Origin of the sequence: Dactylosporangium sp. NPDC049742, from assembly GCF_040674675.1 — a bacterium.
GTDB lineage: Bacteria > Actinomycetota > Actinomycetes > Mycobacteriales > Micromonosporaceae > Dactylosporangium > Dactylosporangium maewongense.
Window position 1 is genome coordinate 118,936 of record NZ_JBFANF010000015.1, and the last position, 18,996, is coordinate 137,931.

At 72.4% G+C, this 18,996-nt stretch carries 11 protein-coding genes; 7 read left to right on the forward strand and 4 right to left on the reverse strand.

All coding sequences use genetic code 11. The features are described from left to right. Positions 1-78 precede the first annotated feature (78 nt). From AB0J72_RS20705 to AB0J72_RS20725, 5 genes are all read left to right on the forward strand, one after another. Positions 79-1,872, forward strand: a complete 1,794-nt coding sequence (locus AB0J72_RS20705) for a protein kinase (protein WP_363401101.1) — start codon at positions 79-81, stop codon at positions 1,870-1,872. After that, positions 1,869-4,205 (forward strand): FHA domain-containing protein, encoded by a 2,337-nt coding sequence (locus AB0J72_RS20710; protein ID WP_363400977.1) that lies wholly within the window; start codon positions 1,869-1,871, stop codon positions 4,203-4,205. Before AB0J72_RS20705 ends, AB0J72_RS20710 begins: the two co-directional genes overlap by 4 nt. A 43-nt stretch (positions 4,206-4,248) precedes the next feature. Next, complete coding sequence (locus AB0J72_RS20715; RefSeq protein WP_363400982.1) at positions 4,249-4,866, forward strand: hypothetical protein; 618 nt, start codon at positions 4,249-4,251, stop codon at positions 4,864-4,866. A 200-nt stretch (positions 4,867-5,066) separates the two neighbouring features. Next, the gene (locus tag AB0J72_RS20720; protein ID WP_363400984.1) at positions 5,067-9,929 is read left to right on the forward strand and encodes an NAD-glutamate dehydrogenase; all 4,863 of its coding nucleotides are present in this window, start codon (positions 5,067-5,069) and stop codon (positions 9,927-9,929) included. Positions 9,930-10,000: 71 nt separating this feature from the next. Then, positions 10,001-13,711, forward strand: coding sequence for a tetratricopeptide repeat protein (locus AB0J72_RS20725; protein ID WP_363400985.1), 3,711 nt, complete (start codon positions 10,001-10,003; stop codon positions 13,709-13,711). Positions 13,712-13,781: 70 nt separating this feature from the next. Here the strand turns inward: AB0J72_RS20725 and AB0J72_RS20730 are convergent, their stop codons facing one another. The 4 genes from AB0J72_RS20730 to AB0J72_RS20745 form a co-directional block, all read right to left on the reverse strand. Then, the gene (locus AB0J72_RS20730; protein ID WP_363400987.1) at positions 13,782-14,969 is read right to left on the reverse strand and encodes a hypothetical protein; all 1,188 of its coding nucleotides are present in this window, start codon (positions 14,967-14,969) and stop codon (positions 13,782-13,784) included. A gap of 199 nt (positions 14,970-15,168) precedes the next feature. After that, a complete protein-coding gene (gene lepB / locus AB0J72_RS20735) occupies positions 15,169-15,618 on the reverse strand; it encodes a signal peptidase I (RefSeq protein WP_363400989.1) in 450 nt (149 codons plus the stop codon). Then, the gene (locus tag AB0J72_RS20740) at positions 15,615-17,396 is read right to left on the reverse strand and encodes an ABC transporter ATP-binding protein (RefSeq protein ID WP_363400991.1); all 1,782 of its coding nucleotides are present in this window, start codon (positions 17,394-17,396) and stop codon (positions 15,615-15,617) included. The genes lepB and AB0J72_RS20740 overlap by 4 nt, the downstream gene beginning before the upstream one ends. Next, positions 17,393-17,899 carry a TlpA disulfide reductase family protein gene (locus AB0J72_RS20745; protein WP_363400993.1) on the reverse strand — a complete coding sequence of 169 codons (507 nt, stop codon included), beginning with the start codon at positions 17,897-17,899 and terminating at the stop codon, positions 17,393-17,395. The genes AB0J72_RS20740 and AB0J72_RS20745 overlap by 4 nt, the downstream gene beginning before the upstream one ends. Positions 17,900-18,106: 207 nt before the next feature. Between AB0J72_RS20745 and AB0J72_RS20750 the strand changes: the two genes are divergently transcribed. Both AB0J72_RS20750 and AB0J72_RS20755 read left to right on the forward strand, forming a co-directional pair. Continuing rightward, entirely contained in the window at positions 18,107-18,301 is a 195-nt protein-coding gene (locus AB0J72_RS20750) for a hypothetical protein (protein ID WP_344508793.1), read from the forward strand. 144 nt (positions 18,302-18,445) lie between these two features. After that, complete coding sequence (locus tag AB0J72_RS20755) at positions 18,446-18,964, forward strand: MauE/DoxX family redox-associated membrane protein (RefSeq protein ID WP_363400996.1); 519 nt, start codon at positions 18,446-18,448, stop codon at positions 18,962-18,964. Positions 18,965-18,996 lie beyond the last annotated feature (32 nt).

The window sequence follows — 18,996 nt, forward strand, 5'->3', positions numbered from 1 at the left end:
TCGATGCCGGCGGCGAAGCGTCCCTAAACTGGCGGCCGTTGCCCAGGGGCCGCAAGAGAATGGTGTGGATTGGTGTCGATGGAGGGGGGCCCGGGTCATGCCGGCCCGGCCGACGCGCTCGACCGGTATGAGCTCGTGCAGCGGCACGCCGCGGGCGGCGAGGGCGAGGTGTGGCTGGCTCGTGAGCACCACGGCGCCGAGTCGTTCCCGTACGCCGTGAAGGTGATCCGGATCGACGACGACTCGGTCGCGGACCGGCAGCTGGAAGAGCTGCGGCTGCAGGCGGCGCTCGCCACGCAGCTGGAGCATCCGGCGCTGGTGAAGGTGAAGGAGGTCTTCCTCGGCCCGCCGCCGCACCCCGCCGGTCAGGGCGCCTCCGCCACGGGGCGCCGGCTCTACTTCGTGATGAAGTGGATCGAGGGCCGCAACCTGCAGGAGGCGCTGGAGCGCGGCGAGATCCAGGGCCTCGACGTGCTGGCGCCGCTGGAGCCCGTCGCCGAGGCGATCGACTACCTGCACAGCGGGCAGGACACCAACGGCGCCCCGGTGCTCCACCGCGACATCAAGCCCGCGAACGTCCTGCTCGCCGCCGACGGCCGGGTCTACCTGGTGGACTTCGGGCTGGTCCGCCTGCGCGGCACCGACCGCACCTCGCGGATCTTCGGCACCGCCCCGTTCATGGCGCCGGAGTCGCTGGCCCGCGGCGAGTACAGCCCCGCGACCGACCGGTACACGCTGGGCGCGACCGTCTACTACGCGCTGACCGGCGAGGCGCCGATCCCCGGCGACGTACAGGGGATGACGCAGCGGCTGATGTCGGCGCTCGGGCCGGGGAAGGACCGGGAGGCGCGCGGCATCCTCGCGATGCTCGCCGCGCAGCCCGACGCGCGCCCGGCCGGCGCCGCCCGCTGGATCCGCGCCCTGCGGATGCCGCCACCGGAGACGACCGCCGGCACGGCGCAGCTCCCGACACAGCTCCCGGCGCCGGTCCCGGCGCCGCCGCCGACGACCACGGCCGTGTCCCCGCCCGGATACCGGCTGCCGCCCGGCTCCTTCGCCGGCCCCGCGCCGCAACCGGTGAGCTACCCGATGCCGCCCGGCAGCCTCGGCGGGGCGCCGTTCCCGCCGGCCACCGGTGGATACCTCGGTGCCCCGCCGCCGAAGCAGGGCGGCGCCAAGGCCCCGCTGATCATCTTCGGCGCGATCCTGCTGCTCGTCGTCGCTTGTTGTTTCTCCGCCTACAAGTTCGGGGCGGATCTCACCGACACCACCGGTCAACCGGGATCCGGTGGCGGTGCCGGCGCCAGGCCCACCAGGTCGTTCGACAAGAGCAAGCCCCCGCCGCCGGTGACGGAGCTGCGCGGGGCGCTGGTCTCGGTCGGTGACATCACCACGGTGATGCGCGCGTCACGCGACACGGTCAACTCGAGGTCCGACGAGAACTATCTCCAGGGCGGGCTGTCCAGCCTGAAGCTGTGCGCCGACGGCGCGGTGGCCGGGGACGCCATCGCCGGTTCCGAGACGAACAACTTCAAGGTCACGGGCGCCGAGGGCTACCCGTTCGTGGGCTCGGCCGTCGCCGGCTTCTTCGGTGACGAGGCGAAGGTCTTCTTCGCCTCGCTGCGCAGCACCGCCGCCCGGTGCGGGTGGACGGAGATGCAGACCACGAAGCTCGGCGACGAGACGCTCGGGATCTTCAGCGACAACGGGAGCACCAAGCTCGCCATCGTGTTCGTCCGCAGCGGTCAGGCGGCCATCGAGGTGGTGGTGACGGGGCAGACCTTCATGGACCTCGTCCACGGCAGCTACCAGTCGGACGCGATCCAGCTCGCCACCGCGATGGCGAAGCGACTCCCGAAGAGCGGCCCATGACCGGGTCGCCGGTGACCGCCGGGGCCCTCCTGATCGGCTCACCGGACGGCGAGCGTCGCATCACGCCGGCGGAGGCCGTGCTGCGGATCGGCCGCGACCCACTGTGCCGGATCGTCGTCGACGACCCCCGGGTGTCCCGGGAGCACGTCGAGGTGTCCCTCCGCGCCGACGGCTGGTGGCTGCGGGACCTGGGCAGCCACAACGGCACCTACGCCGGCGGCGTCCGGGTCGACGAGCTCGACCTGACCCGGCCGTGCCAGGTGCGGCTCGGCGCCGCCGACGGCCCGTCGCTCACCCTGCGCCCGGAGCCGGTCCCGGGGGTGCCGCCGCCGACGGTCACGGCGGCGAGCCACCCGGCGGCCGCCGCGTCCGGGCCGCGGTTCGAGGCCGGCCGGGTGCCTTCCGCGATCCACCGGGCCGCGCACCGCACCCGGATCGGCCGCGCCCCGGACAACGACATCGTGCTCGACGACCTGCAGGTGTCGCGGTACCACGCGGACCTGCTGCGGACGCCGGACGGGCTGCGGCTCGTCGACCTCGGCACCAGCAACGGCACGTTCGTCAACGGCCGGCGGATCGCCGAGGCGGACCTGCGCCCCGGCGACCTGCTGTCGTTCGGGCGGCACCAGCTCGTCGTCGACGGCACGCAGCTGCGGGAGTACGTCGACACCGGAAGGGTCTCGCTCCACGTCGACGGGTTGGGCGTCACCGTGGCCGGCGGCCGGCGGCTGCTCGCCGGCGTCGGTTTCGCGCTCGACGAGTGCAGCCTGCTCGCCGTGGTGGGCCCCAGCGGCGCCGGCAAGTCGACCCTGCTGGGCGCGTTGACCGGGTACCGCCCGGCGAACGAGGGCGCGGTCGTCTACCAGGGCCGCGACCTGTACGCCGAGTACGACGACCTGCGGCAGCGGATCGGCCTGGTGCCGCAGGACGACATCCTGCACCTGGCGCTGACCGTCCGCCGGGCCCTGCGGTTCGCGGCGGCGCTGCGCTTCGGCTCCGACGTCACGAGCGCGGAACGGGAGCAGCGCATCGACGAGGTGATCGGCCAGCTCGGCCTGACCGCCCAGGCGGACCAGCGGATCGAGACCCTCTCCGGCGGCCAGCGCAAACGCACCTCGGTCGCGCTGGAGCTGCTCACCGAGCCGTCGCTGCTGTTCCTCGACGAGCCGACGTCCGGGCTCGACCCGTCGCTGGACCGGGACGTGATGGTGAGCCTGCGGGACCTCGCCGACCGGGGCCGGACCGTCGTCGTGGTCACCCACAGCCCGCTGCACCTCAACGTCTGCGACCGGGTGCTGGTCCTCGGGCGGGGCGGCAAGGTCGCCTACTTCGGCCCGCCCGGCGAGCTGCTGCCGTTCTTCGGCGTGCAGGAGTACGCCGACGTCTTCAAGCAGGTGTACGACGACCCCGACGGCTGGGCGGCACGGTTCGCCGCCCGGGTGACGCCCCGGCCCGCCGCCGCCGGGCCGGTCGCCCCCTCGACGCCACCGGCCCAGGCACCGCCGGCCCGGCAGGGCTGGTGGCGGCAGCTGACGATCCTGACCCGGCGGATCGCCGCCGTCACCCTGGCCGACCGGATGTACGTGGCCCTGCTGCTCGGGCTGCCGCTCGGCCTCGCCGCGCTGCTGCACGTCATCCCCGGCGACAACGGGTTCGCCGGGCCGGACAACCCGCTGGCGCGCGGTACCGAGGCGTCCCAGCTCCTCGTCGTGCTCATCATCGGCGCGGTGTTCTTCGGCCTGGCGGGCGGCGTCCGGGAGCTGGTCCGGGAGCGCCCCATCTACCGCCGGGAACGGGCCGTCGGGCTCGCGCCGGGCGCGTACCTCGGCTCGAAGGTGCTGGCGTTCGGCGTCGTGAACGGGGTACAGGCGGCCCTGTTCGTGCTCGTCGGTCTCGCCGGGCGGCCGGGTGCCCACGAGGCGCTCGCGCTGCGCTGGCCGCTGCTGGAGCTGATCGCGGTGGTCTGGCTGACCGCGCTGGTCGCGACCGTGACCGGCCTGCTGGTCAGCGCGTACGTCTCCTCCGGCGAGCAGACGATGCCCATCCTGGTCGGGCTCGTGATGGCGCAGCTGGTGCTCTGCGGCGGGCTGTTCGAAGTGGTCGGCCGCTCCGGTGTCGAGCAGCTGTCGTGGCTGGCACCGTCCCGGTGGGGGTACGCCGCCGCGGCCGCCACCGTCGACCTTCGCTCGCTGGTGGTGAACCCGAGCGCGGACGCGCTGTGGAAGCACACCGCCGGGGCGTGGTGGTGGGCGATGGGCGTCCTCGCGCTGCAGGGTGTGACGCTCACCGGCGCCGCCAGGTGGGCGCTGCGGCGCCACGAGCCGGGCCGCTGAGCACCGGGATCTGGAAAGGCTGGAGGAACACGTGGGTCACAGGATGGACGGCGGACTCGAGCACGCCCTGCGGGAAGGCTGGTCCAGCGCCTGCCAGCTGTACGGGCATCTCCACGCCGGTGGCGAGCTGGCCGCGCTGCCGCCCGGATCGGTGCGCCTGAACCCGGGTGAGGTGGCGTACGCCGACACGATGCTCGGCTACGCCCGCTTCTACGGGACCACGGTGACGTACGAGCGCAACAGCACGTTCCTGCTCGGCTCGGCGGCGTTCGTCGCCGCCGGGATGGCCGCGACCGCGATCGCGAACTCGTCCGCGAAGCAGCGCGCGGCGGCCCAGGCGGCCGCCCAGTGGCGCGACCACGCCACCGTCCGGACCATCCTCACCAACCAGCGCCTGATGTGCGACTACCGCAACCGGTGGCTGAGCTTCTGGCACAACGGCATCACCGAGCTCCAGGGCGACGTCACCCAGTGGCTGTTCGTCCTGCGCTACGAGGTCGGTGACCCGATCATGCTGCACGGGCCGGCGGCCCCCTGGCTCACGGTCAGCATCGCGCACCTGGTGTACGGCCCCGGCGGCCTGCAGCTGCCGGGCCTCGCCGCACTCCCCCGCTCCATCGCCGAAGCCACCCAACAGCGCGCCATCGGCAACGGCACCTGACGCCGGCACCTGACGTCGGGGCGCCGGCAACGGGGATCCTGGCCGGTCCGGGCAGGCCGAGAGACACTACAAGGAAGTGGCTGCTTGTCCTCTTCGAGCGGACCTGGCCGTCTGCTCGGAGCAGGCCACGAGCCACTCCACCGCCGCTGAGACGGATCAACACACTTGCCCACAGTGCCGTGGGTCAGGGGGAACGACCGATGAACCGGCCCACAGCCACCCGGGTGAGCGCCGGCACTACCGGACCTGCGGTCAAGGACGACGAGCCGGAGCGGTACGTGCCCGACGCGGAGCACCTGGTCGCGGAGGCCGTCGACCTGGCGGCGGCCCGCGACGCCGACCCCGAGCTGGTCGCGCGCTACTGGCGCCTCGTGCCAGACGAGGAGCTCGCCGGTTGCCAGCCGGCCTGGATGGTCGAGGCCACGCGGTCGCACCTGGAGCTGGCCCAGCAGCGGGTGCCCGGCGAGCTGAAGCTGCGGCTGGGCACGAGCACCGCCGACCGCACGTCGCTGGAGATCGTCACCGACGACATGCCGTTCCTCGTCGACTCGGTCACCAGCGCACTGTCGTCGCGCAACATCGACGTGGACATGCTGGTGCACCCGCTCGTCGTCGTGCGGCGGGCGCCGCTGGGCGCGCTGGAGGGAGTCCGGGTCGGCGTCGAGCCCGAGGACGCCGCGCCCGGCGACATCGTGGAGAGCTGGATCCGCATCGAGGTCGACCGGATCCGGGCCGAGGCCGATCTCGAGGAGCTGCGCAACGGCCTGGCCGGGGTGCTCGACGACGTACGTGAGGCGGTCGAGGACTGGCCGAAGATGCGCATGCGGGCGCTCGCGCTGGCCGACCAGCTCGGCGGCGCGCGGCTGCCGGTGCCGGACAAGGACGTCACCGACTCCGTCGAGCTGCTGCGCTGGCTGGTGGACGACCACTTCACGTTCCTCGGCTACCGGGAGTACCGACTGGTCAAGGGCGACGGCGGCGAGGAGCTGCTGGAGGCGGTGCTCGGCTCGGGCCTGGGCATCCTGCGGGCCGACCAGACCCGTCCGCTCGTGCTGAGCTCGATGACCGCCGAGGCCTACGCCAAGGCGATGGAGAAGCGGCTGATCATCATCACCAAGGCCAACTCGCGGGCCACCGTGCACCGCTCGGCCTACCTGGACTACATCGGGTTCAAGCTGTTCGACGCCGACGGCGAGGTGGTCGGGGAGAAGCGGTTCCTCGGGTTGCTCTCGTCGGCGGCCTACCGGACCAGCGTCCGTGACCTGCCGGTCGTCAGGCGCAAGGTCGCCGAGGTGATGGAGCGCTCGGGGCTGTCGCCGCGCAGCCACTCCGGCCGGGATCTGCTGGAGACGCTGGAGACCTATCCGCGCGACGAGCTGTTCCAGATCACCACCGACGAGCTCGTCCAGGCCGTCATGGGCGTGCTGCGCCTGGCCGGCCGCCAGCAGCTGCGGCTGTTCCTGCGCCGCGACACCTACGGCCGGTTCATCTCCTGCCTGGTCTACCTGCCGCGGGACCGGTTCACCACCGCCAACCGGCTGCGCATCCAGCAGATCCTGCTCGCCGAGCTCAACGGCGTCGGCGTCGACTACGCCACCCGGGTCGGCGAGTCGAAGCTCGCCCGGGTGCATCTCATCGTGCGCACCGAGCCCGGCAACCCGCCCGGCGACATCAACGTCCGCCGCCTCACCGAGCGGCTCTCCAACGCCACCCGGATGTGGGACGACGACTTCCGGCTGGTGCTGGAGCGCAACCTCGAGGACGAGCAGCAGGCCAAGCTGCTCTACCAGCGGTATGGCGGCGCGCTGTCGGACACGTACAAGAACGAGTACACGCCGTATGAGGCATTGCAGGACGTCGCCAAGCTGGAGCTGCTCGACGAGCCGGGCCAGCTCGTCATGCACGTCTACCGGCGCCGCCAGGCCGAGAGCGACATCCGGTTCAAGGTGCTCCGCTACGGCAGGCCGATGATCCTGTCCGCCGTCCTGCCGGTGCTGCACTCCCTCGGCGTGCGGGTCACCGACGAGCGGCCCTACGAGATCGTCCGCGCCGACGGCACCATCTACCTCTACGACTTCGGGCTGCAGCTGCCGCCGGGTGCGCGGGCGATCACCGAGGTGCGCCCCGACCTGGAGAACGCGTTCTCCGCCGCCTGGCACGGCGAGGCCGAGGTCGACGGGTTCAACGCCCTGGCGCTCAAGGCCGGCGTCACCTGGCGCGAGGTCGTCGTCCTGCGGGCCTACGCGAAGTACCTGCGCCAGGCCGGCACGGTGTTCTCGCAGGACTACATGGAGACCACGCTGCTGCAGTACCCGGCGATCGCCTCGAAGCTCGTGGACCTGTTCACGGCCCGCTTCGACCTGCGGCTGCACCTGTCCGAGACGGCGCGGAGGGAGTGGTCGAAGGAGATGGTCGCGGCGATCAACGAGGACCTCGACACGGTGACCAGCCTCGACCAGGACCACATCCTGCGCTCGTTCCTGCACGTCATCCAGGCCACCCTGCGCACCTCGTTCTTCCAGCGCGGCGAGCTGGGGCGCCCCAAGTCGTACACGGCGTTCAAGCTCGACCCGCAGTCGATCCCCGACCTGCCGGCGCCGCGGCCGCGGTTCGAGATCTTCGTGTACTCGCCGCGGTTCGAGGGTGTGCACCTGCGCTTCGGTGCGGTGGCGCGGGGCGGGCTGCGCTGGTCCGACCGGCGTGAGGACTTCCGCACCGAGGTCCTCGGCCTGGTCAAGGCGCAGGTGGTGAAGAACGCGGTCATCGTGCCATCCGGCGCCAAGGGCGGGTTCGTGCTCAAGGAGAAGCCGGGCGACCGGGACGAGGCGGTCGAGTGCTACCGGCTGTTCATCTCGGCCCTGCTCGACGTGACCGACAACCTCGACGGCGGCAAGGTGGTCGCGCCGCCCGACGTGGTGCGCCACGACCCCGACGACCCGTATCTGGTGGTCGCCGCGGACAAGGGCACCGCCACGTTCTCCGACATCGCCAACGAGATCTCGGTGAAGTACGGGTTCTGGCTGGGCGACGCGTTCGCCTCGGGCGGCTCCGCCGGCTACGACCACAAGAAGATGGGCATCACCGCCCGGGGCGCCTGGGAGTCGGTCAAGCGGCACTTCCGCGAGCTCGGCGTCGACACCCAGACCACCGACTTCACGGTGGTCGGGGTCGGTGACATGTCCGGCGACGTGTTCGGCAACGGGATGCTGCTGTCGCGGCACATCCGGCTCGTGGCCGCGTTCGACCACCGGCACATCTTCGTCGACCCTGACCCTGACGCCGCGACGTCGTTCGAGGAGCGGGCCCGGCTCTTCGCGCTGCCCCGGTCCTCGTGGGACGACTACGACAGGTCGCTGATCTCCGCCGGCGGCGGCGTCTACCCGCGGACGGCGAAGTCGATCCCGATCTCGCCGGAGGCGAGGGACGCGCTCGGCCTCCCGGCGGCGGTCACCGCGCTGACGCCCAACGAGCTGATGCACGCGATCCTGTCGGCCCCGGTCGACCTGTTCTGGAACGGCGGCATCGGCACCTACGTCAAGGCCACCGCCGAGTCGCACATCGACGTCGGCGACAAGGCCAACGACTACATCCGGGTCAACGGCCGGGAGCTGCGCGCCAAGGTCGTCGGCGAGGGCGGCAACCTGGGCCTCACCCAGCGCGGCAGGATCGAGTTCGCGCTCGGCGGCGGCCGCGTCGCGACCGACTTCATCGACAACTCCGCCGGCGTCGACTGCTCCGACCACGAGGTCAACATCAAGATCCTGCTCGACCGCGCGGTCGTCGACGGCACGCTCGACCCGAAGGACCGCAACGCGCTGCTCGCCGGGATGACCGACGAGGTCGGCGAGCTGGTCCTGAAGGACAACTACGACCAGGCCACCACGCTGGGCAACGCCCGCGCCCAGTCCCGCGCGCTGCTGCCGGTCCACAAGCGGCTCATCGCCGACCTGGAGCGCCGCGGTCAGCTCGACCGCTCCCTGGAGGCGCTGCCGACCGACGAGGAGCTCGACACGCGGGCCGTGACCGGCGTCGCGCTGACCTCGCCGGAGTTCGCCGTCCTGCTGTCCTACGTGAAGATCGTGCTCGAGCAGGAGATCCTCGACTCCGGCCTGCCCGACGAGGAGTGGACCACCGGGGTGCTCGTCGACTACTTCCCGACCCCGCTGCGGGAGCGCTTCGTGGAGGCGATGGCGGAGCACCCGCTGCGCCGCGAGATCGTCACCACGCAGGTGGTCAACGAGGCCGTCAACCGCGGCGGCCCGTTGTTCTTCCACCGTGCCGCCGAGGAGACCGGGGCCGGCGCCGCCGACATCCTCCGGGCGTCCGTGGTGATCTGGGACGTGTACGGGCTGGGCGAGCTCCGCCGCGCCGTCGAGTCCCTCGACAACCAGGTCCCGACGGAGGCGCAGACGGCGGTCAACGTGAGGATCCGCCGGCTGCTCGACCGGGCGGTCCGCTGGCTGGTCTCCAACCGGCGCCTGCCGATCGACGTCCCCGGCGAGATCGCCCACCTGCGCCCCGGCATCTCGTGCCTGCTGCCGCAGCTGGACTCGCTGTTCCGCGGTCAGGAGCGCGAGGCGCTGCACACCAGCGCGGCCACACTGCGCGGGCTGGGCCTGCCGGCGGAGATCGCCGACATGACGACCCGGGTCGCGTACGGCTTCGGCCTCCTCGACATCGTCGAGGTCGCCTCGCAGGCCGGCCAGGACGTCAACGAGGTCGCCACGGTCTACTACGTGCTGTCGGAGTGGTTCCGGGTCGACGACCTGCTGTCGAAGATCTCCGACCTGCCGCGCGGGGACCGCTGGCAGACGCTCGCCCGCATGGCGCTGCGCTACGACCTGTACGCCGCGCTGGCCGCCCTGACCGCGGAGGTCCTCAACGCGACGGCCCCCGACGCCGACGCCGAGACCCGCGTCCACGAGTGGGAGCAGAGCAACGCCGTCCTGATCGCCCGCACCCGCAACGCCATCGGCGAGTTCGGCGGCTCCCTGGGCGACCTGGCCGCCATCTCGGTGGTGCTGCGCCAGATCAGGACGCTGGTCCGCACCTCCGCCGCCTGAACCTTGGTCCGCCGTTCACCCCTGTCCCGCCGTTCGCCTCCGTACCGCGAACGGTCCGTCAGAGTCTCCCCGTGAGCCTTGATGCGTCGCTGACCGTGAACGCGTCCACCGTGCGGTTGCGGACGGACACCACCGACGTGTCCGCGCCGCACGGCGGGGTCAAGGCGGGGCTGGTCAACGCCCTGCAGGACGTGCGCCGCGGCCGGGCGCGGGCGGCGCACCAGCGCTCGCGCGACCTGCCCGCGCAGGGCGGCGGGCGGCTGTCGCTGCGGCAGGCCGGCAGGCTGCTCGCCGAGTCCTTCCTGCCGCCGCCCGTCGCCGAAGCCCTCGCCGACCTGGTCCGCCGGGCCGACGCCGGCACGCTCGACGTGCGGCTCGCCGTCGACGCGCCCGGGTTCGCGGCGCTGCCGTGGGAAGCGCTGCCCGACCCGGTGTCGGGCCGGCCGCTGGCGCTGCACCCGCTCGTGACCGTGTACCGCCTCGGCGGGGCGGACCGCGGCGAGGCGCTGCCGGGTCCGCTGAGGATCGTCGTGGCGGTGGCGGCGCCGGAGCACGGCGGCGGGGCGCTGCTCAACTACGAGCACGAGCTGCGCAGCGTGCTCGCGGCGGTCCGCGGGGCCCGGCGGGGCAGGGCGCGGGTGTCCGTCGTGGAGTTCGCGACGACGGCGGCGATCCGCGAGGCGCTCGACGTGCCGGGCGGCGTGCACGTGCTGCACATCTCCGCCCACGGCGCGCCCGGCGTGCTGTACCTGGAGGACGAGCACGGCGCGGCCCGCCCGGTCACCGCCGACGTCTTCCTGGAGGAGGCGGTGCCGCCGGGCCGCATGCCGCCGGTGCTCGCGCTGGCGGCCTGTTACTCCGATGTGGACGGTGAAGGGCAGGGCCCGTCGTACGCGGCGCGGCTCGCGCAGCGGGGCGCCCGGGCCGTGGTGGGCACGCAGACCAGCGTCACCGACCGGTACGCGACGCTGCTGTTCTCCGCCGTGTACGCCGGGCTGACCCGGAACCTCGACCTGGCCCGGGCGGTCGGTGACGCGCGCCGGTCGGTGCAGCGCACGCTGGAGCAGTCGCACGACGGTCTCGCGGTGTACGACGAGTGGGGTGTCGTCACGCTGCTGTGCGGGCAGCCGGACCTGTCCGTCGTCGACGGCGCCGCCGAGGTGCCGGCGCCGCCGGTGCGGATGCCGCGGCTGGGCGGGCTGGGGGCGCGGCGGTCGTTCGTGGGACGGCGGCACCAGCTGCGGGTGCTGCCACAGGTGTTCACCGGCGACCGGTGGGCGGGCCTGATGCTCAGCGGCATCGGCGGCATCGGCAAGACCGCCCTGGCCGCCGAGCTGGTCGTGTCGCTGGGCGCGGGCTGGTTGCTGGCGACGGTCGTCGGACCGGCCACAGTGGACGGTGTGCTCGGCGCGGTCGCCGCGGCGGTACGGGTGCAGCTGCTGCGGTCGCAGTCGGTGGACCCGCGCGTGGCGCACGCGGCCCGGGTCGCCGACCGCGTGGCGGAGCCGTGGCGGGACAGGTCGCGGCTGCTGCGCGAGGACGTGTTCGACACGTTGCCGGTGCTGCTGGTGCTCGACAACTTCGAGGACAACCTGGACGTCGGCGACGACGGCACCGGCACGGTCACCGACCCGGGACTGGCGGCGTTGCTGGCCGAGCTGGCCGGCGACCCGGGCCGGTGCCGGCTGCTCGTCACGTCCCGGTTCCCGGTGCGGCTGCCGGGCGGCGCGGAGGACCGGCTGCGCCGCGAGACCGTGCCGCCGCTGAGCTTCGCCGAGACCGAGAAGCTCATCTGGTCGCTGCCGAACCTCGACCGCCACGGCGACCCGGAGTCGGTGTGGCGCACGGTCGGCGGGCACCCGAGGTCCCTGGAGTACCTGGACGCGCTGCTCGGCGACGGCGAGGGCCGCACCAGCGAGGTCACCCGCCGGCTGGCGCGCGCGGCCACCCCGACCCCGACCGCAGCTGGGGGCGGGGACGGCGACGCCGCGATGGCCGCGGTGGTCGCCGTCGCCACGGAGGAGATCCTGCTCGGCGAGCACCTGGCCCGGTTGTCGCGGGTCCCCGGGGCGGTCGACCTGCTGGTGGGGCTGAGCGTCCACCGTTCGCCGGTCGACCTGTACGGCGTGGCGCACGCGGTGGGCCATACCGACCCGGACGCGGCGGTGACACCGCACAAGCACGCGCTGCGGCTGCTGCTGGACCGGCTGGGCGCGACGGTGGCCGACCTGAACGACGTGCTGGGCGACTCCGAGAGCCCTGTGCTCGCCAAGGCCGAGCTGATGGAGGTGGTCGAGGCGTGCGGCGGGCTGCCTCGCCCCGGCCTGCGCCCACCGCCCGAGATGGGCGACGCGCTGACCGCATTGGTCCACAGTGGACTCGTCGACGGCGACGACCTGATGCGCGAGTTCTTCGTGCACCGGTCGACCGCCACCGGCCTGCGGGCGTTCGCCGACATGACCGGGGCGCACCGGCGGGCGGCGGCGTTCCGGCGCTGGCGGGTGCTGAGCTGGCCGCAGTCCGCGGCGGGTGACGCCCACGACCTGACCGAGGCCCGGCACCACCTGCTCGCCGCGGGTGACGTGGCGCAGGCGGTCGAGGTGACGGGCGAGCTGTGCGCCGTCCTGGAGACGCTGGGCGCGTGGGACGTGGAGGCGGGCGTCATCCACGACACCCTGCGGCTGCTGCCCGCCGGCGACCCGGCGCGCGGCCGCTTCGAGGGGCAGCTGGGCATCATCGCGTACCGCCGCGGCGACGTCGCGGAGTCCGAGCGCCTGATCCGCCTGGCGCCGGACCGGGCGGCCACCGCCTTCCAGCTGGGCCGCGTCGCCCAGGACCGTGGCGACCACGACGAGGCCGAGCGGCTGTACCGGTCGGCCGGGGACACCGCCCTGGTGCACCACCAGCTGGCGATGCTGGCGTACCTGCGGGGCGAGCACGCCGAGGCGGCGGCCGCGTTCGAGCGCAACATGGACCGGTTCCCGGCGGACGAGGCGACGGTCGCGGCGTCCCACCATCAACTGGGTCTGCTGGCGCGGCTGCGTGGCGACCTCACGACGGCGCGGGCGCGGTACACCTCGGCGCTGGCGATGGCCGAGGCGCTCGGTGACCGCCAGGCGGTCGGGCGGGAGCTGCACCAGCTCGCGGAGCTGGCCCAGCAGCGGGGCGACCTGCGGGACGCCGCCCGGCAGTACCACCAGGCGCTGGACATCGCGGAGGAGCTCGGCGACGCGGCGGCGGTCACGGCGATCTGGCACCAGCTGGGTCTGCTGGCCGAGGCGGAGGGCGACCTGACCGAGGCGGAGCGCCTGTACCGCCTGGCGCTCGCGGAGGCGGAACGCCTCGGCAACCGGCGCGACGCGGCCGTCGGGCACCACCAGCTCGGCAACGTGGCCCAGCGCCGCGGCCACCTGGACGACGCGGAGACGCACCACCTGCTGGCGTTGGAGCTGTACCGGCAGCTCGCCGACCGCTCGGGCGAGGCGGCGACCTGGCACCAGCTGGGCATGCTGGCGTCCCAGCGGGGCGACGCCGCCCGTGCGGAGGAGCTGACCCGCACGGGCATCGCCATGAACGCGGCGCTCGGCAACCCGATGGACGAGGCGACCGGCTGGAGCCAGCTGGGCAACCTGGCCGCCGCCCGCGCCGACCGGGACGCGGCGGTCGCGCACCACGAGCGGGCCGTGGAGCTGCGCCGGCTCGCGGGCGCGCCGGCCGCCTACGACGAGATCCGCCTGCGGGCGCTCCGCGAGCCTGGGCGGGCCCTTCCGGATCAGTCGTGAACGCTCGCCGGCGGCCCGGGTCATCCGCCGTGTCGGATGGCCCGGACCGCCGGCCCCGGTCTCGCGGCGGTCAGCGTGGGACGTAGTGCATCGTCGTGACCACGTTGGACGACGCCTGGATGTTGGCCGGCGGGAAGGCCGTGCTGAGACTGGAGATGAACGCGACCAGGTGGGTGTCGACGTTCGGCGTGGGCGGGGTGTAGCCGGTCAGCGAGCAGACCGACCCATTGCCGCAGAACGCGATCCGGACACCGGTGTCAGCGTCGAAGATCTCGATGTACCAGGGTGTCGGCGTGACGCTCGAGTTCGCCGTAGCGGTGACCGTCTCGGTCGTCTGCGTGAACACCGGCGCCGTCAGGCTGACCCGGAGCCCGCTGTTGGACCAGGTGACCCAGTTGATCAGGCTGGTGGCCTGCACGGCCGGCAGCGGGAAGGTGGCGCTGTTGTGCGACACGAATGCCCGGTACCTGTGCGTCGTCGCGCTCGACTGGGCGATGTTGACCGAGCAGCTGGTGCCGGTCCCGCAGATCTGCACCCGGGCGCCGGTGGTCAGGTCGAAGATCTGGGTGTAGAACGGCGACGGACCGACGTCGAACGCCGTCGTCGCGGTCAGCGTCACGGCGCTGCCGATGCTGGTCGTCGTCTGGCTGGTGCTCAGCCCGACGGTCGTCGAGTGCCAGTCGACCAGGACGAACGGCGGGTTCGACGCGACGATCTTGTTGCCGGCGGCGTCGCTGATGTCGGCGCTGAACCAGGCCGAGTCGATCACCGAACTGGTCGCGTCGATGGAGCAGGACGTGCCGGTGCCGCAGATCGCGAACTGCGTGGAGTTGCGGTAGATCCGGATGTAGTACGGCGTCGGGCCGACGTCCTGGTTCGCCGTCGCCGTGATGCGGGCGTTCTGCGTCACCCAGAACACGGCGGTCATCACACCCTCGCTGGTGGGCGCCATGCCGGGCACGTTGAGGGACACCTGCCAGGCGGCGGCCAGGGTGGACTGCCGCTGCGGCACGGCCGGCTTCAGCGGCAAGCCCGTGCCGAGCTGCACGTTCGGCCCGTGCGACGGCGCGGCCGGCAGCGGCTTCGCGGCGACGTTCGAGTTGGCGCCGGTGACGGTGGACGTGCCGGTGCTCTTACCGGTGCTTCCGGTGCCGCCCGCGGCGGCTGGTGCGGCGGACACCCCGACGAGCAGCGTGAGCGCCGCGACGGCGACGGCGGCGAAGGTGGCGGTTCGCGGCCAGGCACGGCTGGACACCATGGCGGGCCACCCTGTGGGCGTTAAATTCATGCCAGCAATTGTTCATGATCAATGCAACAAAGGAAACCCGCAACATGTCGCGCTCTCCATTTTGAGGGCATTCGCGCGGTCATTCCGAAGCATTTGCCTGAACCAATCAAATTCCTTTGCCTGAACCACGCCTATTGTATTGCCTGAACCATTCTTATTTGCCGGGCGCTCACCGCGGCGGGACCGAGGTGACCATCCGGCGGACGACCACGCCGAGGAGGTGCCGCTCCTCGGCGTATCCGTAGTGCCGGGAGTCGGTGCTGATCGGGCTGTCGCCGAGCAGGACGAGCTTTCCCGGCGGTACGGTGTGCTCCGGCACGTCGGCGAGCGGCGGGACCCGGTCGCGCGGCACCGGGTCGCCGGGCACGGCGACCGCCCGTTTGATGACGTGATAGATCGTGTGCGGGCCGGGGGTGTGCCGCATGACGACGACGTCGCCGGTGCGGATGCGCCCGAGCCGCGCCCGGCGCACGAGCACCCGGTCGCCGTCGGTGAAGGCGGGCAGCATGCTGCCGCCGTCGACGGTGACGACCACGAAGCGCCGGCCCGCCCAGATCGCGGCCGCCGCCACCAGGCCGAGCACCACGCCGATCGACACGGCGATCGACACGAGGATCACGACGTGTACCCGTTCGCCTGCATCTTGAAGAGCCGCGCGTAGACGCCACCGGCCTCGATCAGCTCGTCGTGCCCGCCCAGCTCGGTGATCACGCCCTCGTCGAGCACGGCGATCCGGTCGGCCTCCCGCACCGCGTTGAGCCGATGCGAGATCAGCAGGCTGGTGCGGTCGGCCCGGTGCTGGAGCATGCGCTCGTGGACGTCGTGCTCGGCCTCCGGGTCGAGCCCGGAGCTGGGCTCGTCGAGGATCATCAGGTCGCACCCGTCGCGCAGGAAGGCGCGGGCCAGCGCGACCCGCTGCCACTGACCGCCCGACAGCATGACTCCGGTGTCGGGCCCGTCCATGCCCTGCCCGGCCGCGAACATCCGCGTGAGCATGGTGCCGTAACCGCCGGGGAGGGCGGCGAGCTTGTCGTGGGCGCCGGCCCGGACCGCCGCCGCGCTGATCCTGTCCAGGTCGTCCAGCGCGGTCAGGTCGCCCACGGCGATGTTGTCGGCGGCGGTGAAGTCGTAGGCCATGTGATCCTGGAAGACCGCGCCGATCCGCTCGCGGAGCCGGGCCGGGTCGACGTCACGCAGATCGGTGCCGTCCCAGAGGATCGCGCCCTTCGTCGGGTCGTACAGGCGGCAGAGCAGCTTGACCACGGTGGACTTGCCGGCGCCGTTGAGCCCGACGAGCGCCACTGCGGCGCCGTGCGGGATGGTGAGATCGACCCCGCGCAAGATCCACGGATGGTCGTCGCTGTAGCGGAACCAGACGTCACGCAGCTCGATCGAGCCCCGCAAGCCTTGCAGCGCAACGGGCTCGGCCGCGACCGTGAGATCCGGGGCGCTGTGGACGATCTCGGTGAAGTGCCCGAACATCAGCAGCATCTGGTGGGTGCCCGCCGCATCCCGGATCAGTCCGCTCAGCGCCGAGCGGACCCCGGCCACCGCGACGATGAACATCGAGACATCGCCGATCGTCAGCTGGCTGCGGCGGGCGGCCAGCAGCGCCCACACCAGCGCGCCGCCGGTGACGAGGGCGCCGAGGACCTCCAGTCCCGCACGCGTGAGCAGATCCCTGCGATCCATCCGCCGCTCGGCGGCATCGGCGGTGCCGCGCTCGCCGAGCATCCGTCCCAGCAGGAACGACCCGAGGTTGAAGAGCCGGATCTCCTTGGCCGCCTCGACGGTGGCGAGCAGCTGGCTGTAGAAGAACTCACGGCGCTGGTGCGGCGCGATCCGCCACATCACGCCCGCGCGGTTGCGCGACAGCCCGAACTCGGCCCAGAGCGAGGGAACTGCGGCGACCACGACGACGGCGGTCACCACCGGGCTGATCACGGTGAGCGCGACGAGGAACCCGATGAGGCTCACCGCGCTGCGGCCGAGCCCGAACACCCCGGTCACGAGGTTGCCGGCGGAGCTGACGCCCTGCTGGGCGAGGCGCAGGCGGTCGAGGAAGGACGGGTTCTCGAAGGGCGCGAGGCCCACGAACCGATCGGTCGCCGTGAAGAGCCGCTTCGACGCGCCGAGGCTCACCCGGCGGCCCAGGTCGTTGCTCAGGAACCGTCCGAGCTGCGGCACCAGGGCGACCGCCACGCCGGCGGCCGCGAGCGCGGCCGCGAGCGCCGCGATCGGCCCGTCACCGACGAGCCGATCGAGGATGGACTTCGTCAGCCACGCCACCGTGACGGGAGCGACCGCTTCGACGAGGGTGGTCAGTCCATAGAAGACGGTCAGGGCGGGAGCGGTACGCCAGACCAGCCTCCCCGCCTCGGCGGCGTTGCGCCTCATCGCATCGACGGCTTCGGCAGCACCGTCATCTCGGTGCCGCTGCTGACGACCTTTCCCTCACCGTCCAGCACGTACAGCGCAGGGTACGTCCGGGACTTGAAGGCCTCGGAGATCTGGCCCTCGAACCCTTCCGTGACGACGCGCGCGACCGGCGTGAGCAGGCCCGCGTACTCACCGGCCTGCCGGGGGTCCCCGACGACGACCGCCATGACCTGCGCGCGCCCGCCCGGCAGGGTGGCGGCGTACTTCGTGAACTCGGGAATCATCGCGCCGCACGGCTTGCAGCCCGGCGAGAAGAAGGCGACGACGCTCGTGGCCGGGAGCATCTCGCGGGAGATCGGCTCGCCGTCGGTGGTCGTGGCGGCGAAGTCGGCGACCTGGGTGCCCTCCTCGAGCAGCTGCATCGGGCCGCCACCCACGACGCGCTGGGCGCTGCTGGCGAGGAGCTCGGTGTGCTCGCGGAGACGGCGGATGACACCCACGGTGAGCAGGAGATCGATCACGCACAATGCGCCTACGATCACCACGGCGGCGGTAAGAAGACCCATCAGCAACTCCTCGGGCAGGTCGGCATGCCGGGTGACGGTATTCAGCGCGGATACATTGCGGGTACCTCCCCGATACATTTCCGCGGCTCCGCGATATACGGCTCGTATCATCGGGAATGTACCGATCCTCCTTAGCGTGGCCTGGACGAAAGGAGGGCCAAAATGGTCAAGACCATGAACACCATCAGCGACCGGCTGCTGAGCATTGTTGCCCCCAAGGCAAAGGCTCAGGCGGCGTGCTTCGCGGGCGGCCACGGCTGCAACTACTGCGGCGCCGGCGCGTACCAGTACTGGTGGCGCATCTACTGCGAGGGTCAGGGCGTCACCACGTACTACAACCCCTGCGGTAGCTGCTGAGAACTGATCCAGGCCCCCGGCCGTGCCCGCCCGTTCACCATCGGGCAGGCACGGCCGGAGCTCGTTTCGAACCCTCCCGGCGAAGGCGCCGGATGTATCGACGATGTATGTCGTGTATGCCGGCCGCACGTACCGTGCGGGGGCATGGGGTATGTGGCGTTCGGTGCCCAGGTGCTGCTCTGCGTGACCTTCGCGGTCGCGGCGGTGGCGAAGCTGCGTGACCTTGCCGGGTTCCGGCAGTCCCTGGCCCGGCTGCTGCCGGCCGCGCACGCATTGACCGACAGGATTGCGGTGGCTGCCGCTGTACCGGTGGCCGAATTGACGATCGCCGTGCTGCTCGTCGTGCCGGGCGCGGCGTTCGCCGGTACCGTGGCCGCCCTGGCGATGACGGTCGGATTCACCGCCGTCGTCGGATTGGCGCTGCGGCGAGGGGATCAGGCGCCGTGCCGCTGCTTCGGGGTGTCGGAGCGGCGGCTGGGACCGGAGCACCTCGTGCGCAACGTGATCCTCACCGCGTTCGCCGCGCTGGGTCTCGCGGATGGCGGGACCGAGCCCGCCGGTCTCATCGTCGCCGGGTTCGCCGGCGTCATCGGGGCGCTGCTGGTCGTGTGGGCCGACGACATCGCAGGCCTGTTCAGCACCGGTCCGGCGGATCGCCGATGACGGCCGCCGCCCCGGCTTGATCCAAGTCCCCG

What these genes read in the sequence shown, in the direction of transcription:
- AB0J72_RS20710 (WP_363400977.1), top strand. Translation starts at nt 1,869, where the DNA reads ATGACCGGGTCGCCGGTGACCGCCGGGGCCCTCCTGATCGGCTCACCG.
- AB0J72_RS20740 (WP_363400991.1), bottom strand. Translation starts at nt 17,396, where the DNA reads ATGAGGCGCAACGCCGCCGAGGCGGGGAGGCTGGTCTGGCGTACCGCT.
- AB0J72_RS20730 (WP_363400987.1), bottom strand. Translation starts at nt 14,969, where the DNA reads ATGGTGTCCAGCCGTGCCTGGCCGCGAACCGCCACCTTCGCCGCCGTC.
- AB0J72_RS20720 (WP_363400984.1), top strand. Translation starts at nt 5,067, where the DNA reads ATGAACCGGCCCACAGCCACCCGGGTGAGCGCCGGCACTACCGGACCT.
- AB0J72_RS20715 (WP_363400982.1), top strand. Translation starts at nt 4,249, where the DNA reads ATGGACGGCGGACTCGAGCACGCCCTGCGGGAAGGCTGGTCCAGCGCC.
- AB0J72_RS20705 (WP_363401101.1), top strand. Translation starts at nt 79, where the DNA reads ATGGAGGGGGGCCCGGGTCATGCCGGCCCGGCCGACGCGCTCGACCGG.
- AB0J72_RS20755 (WP_363400996.1), top strand. Translation starts at nt 18,446, where the DNA reads ATGGGGTATGTGGCGTTCGGTGCCCAGGTGCTGCTCTGCGTGACCTTC.
- AB0J72_RS20750 (WP_344508793.1), top strand. Translation starts at nt 18,107, where the DNA reads ATGGTCAAGACCATGAACACCATCAGCGACCGGCTGCTGAGCATTGTT.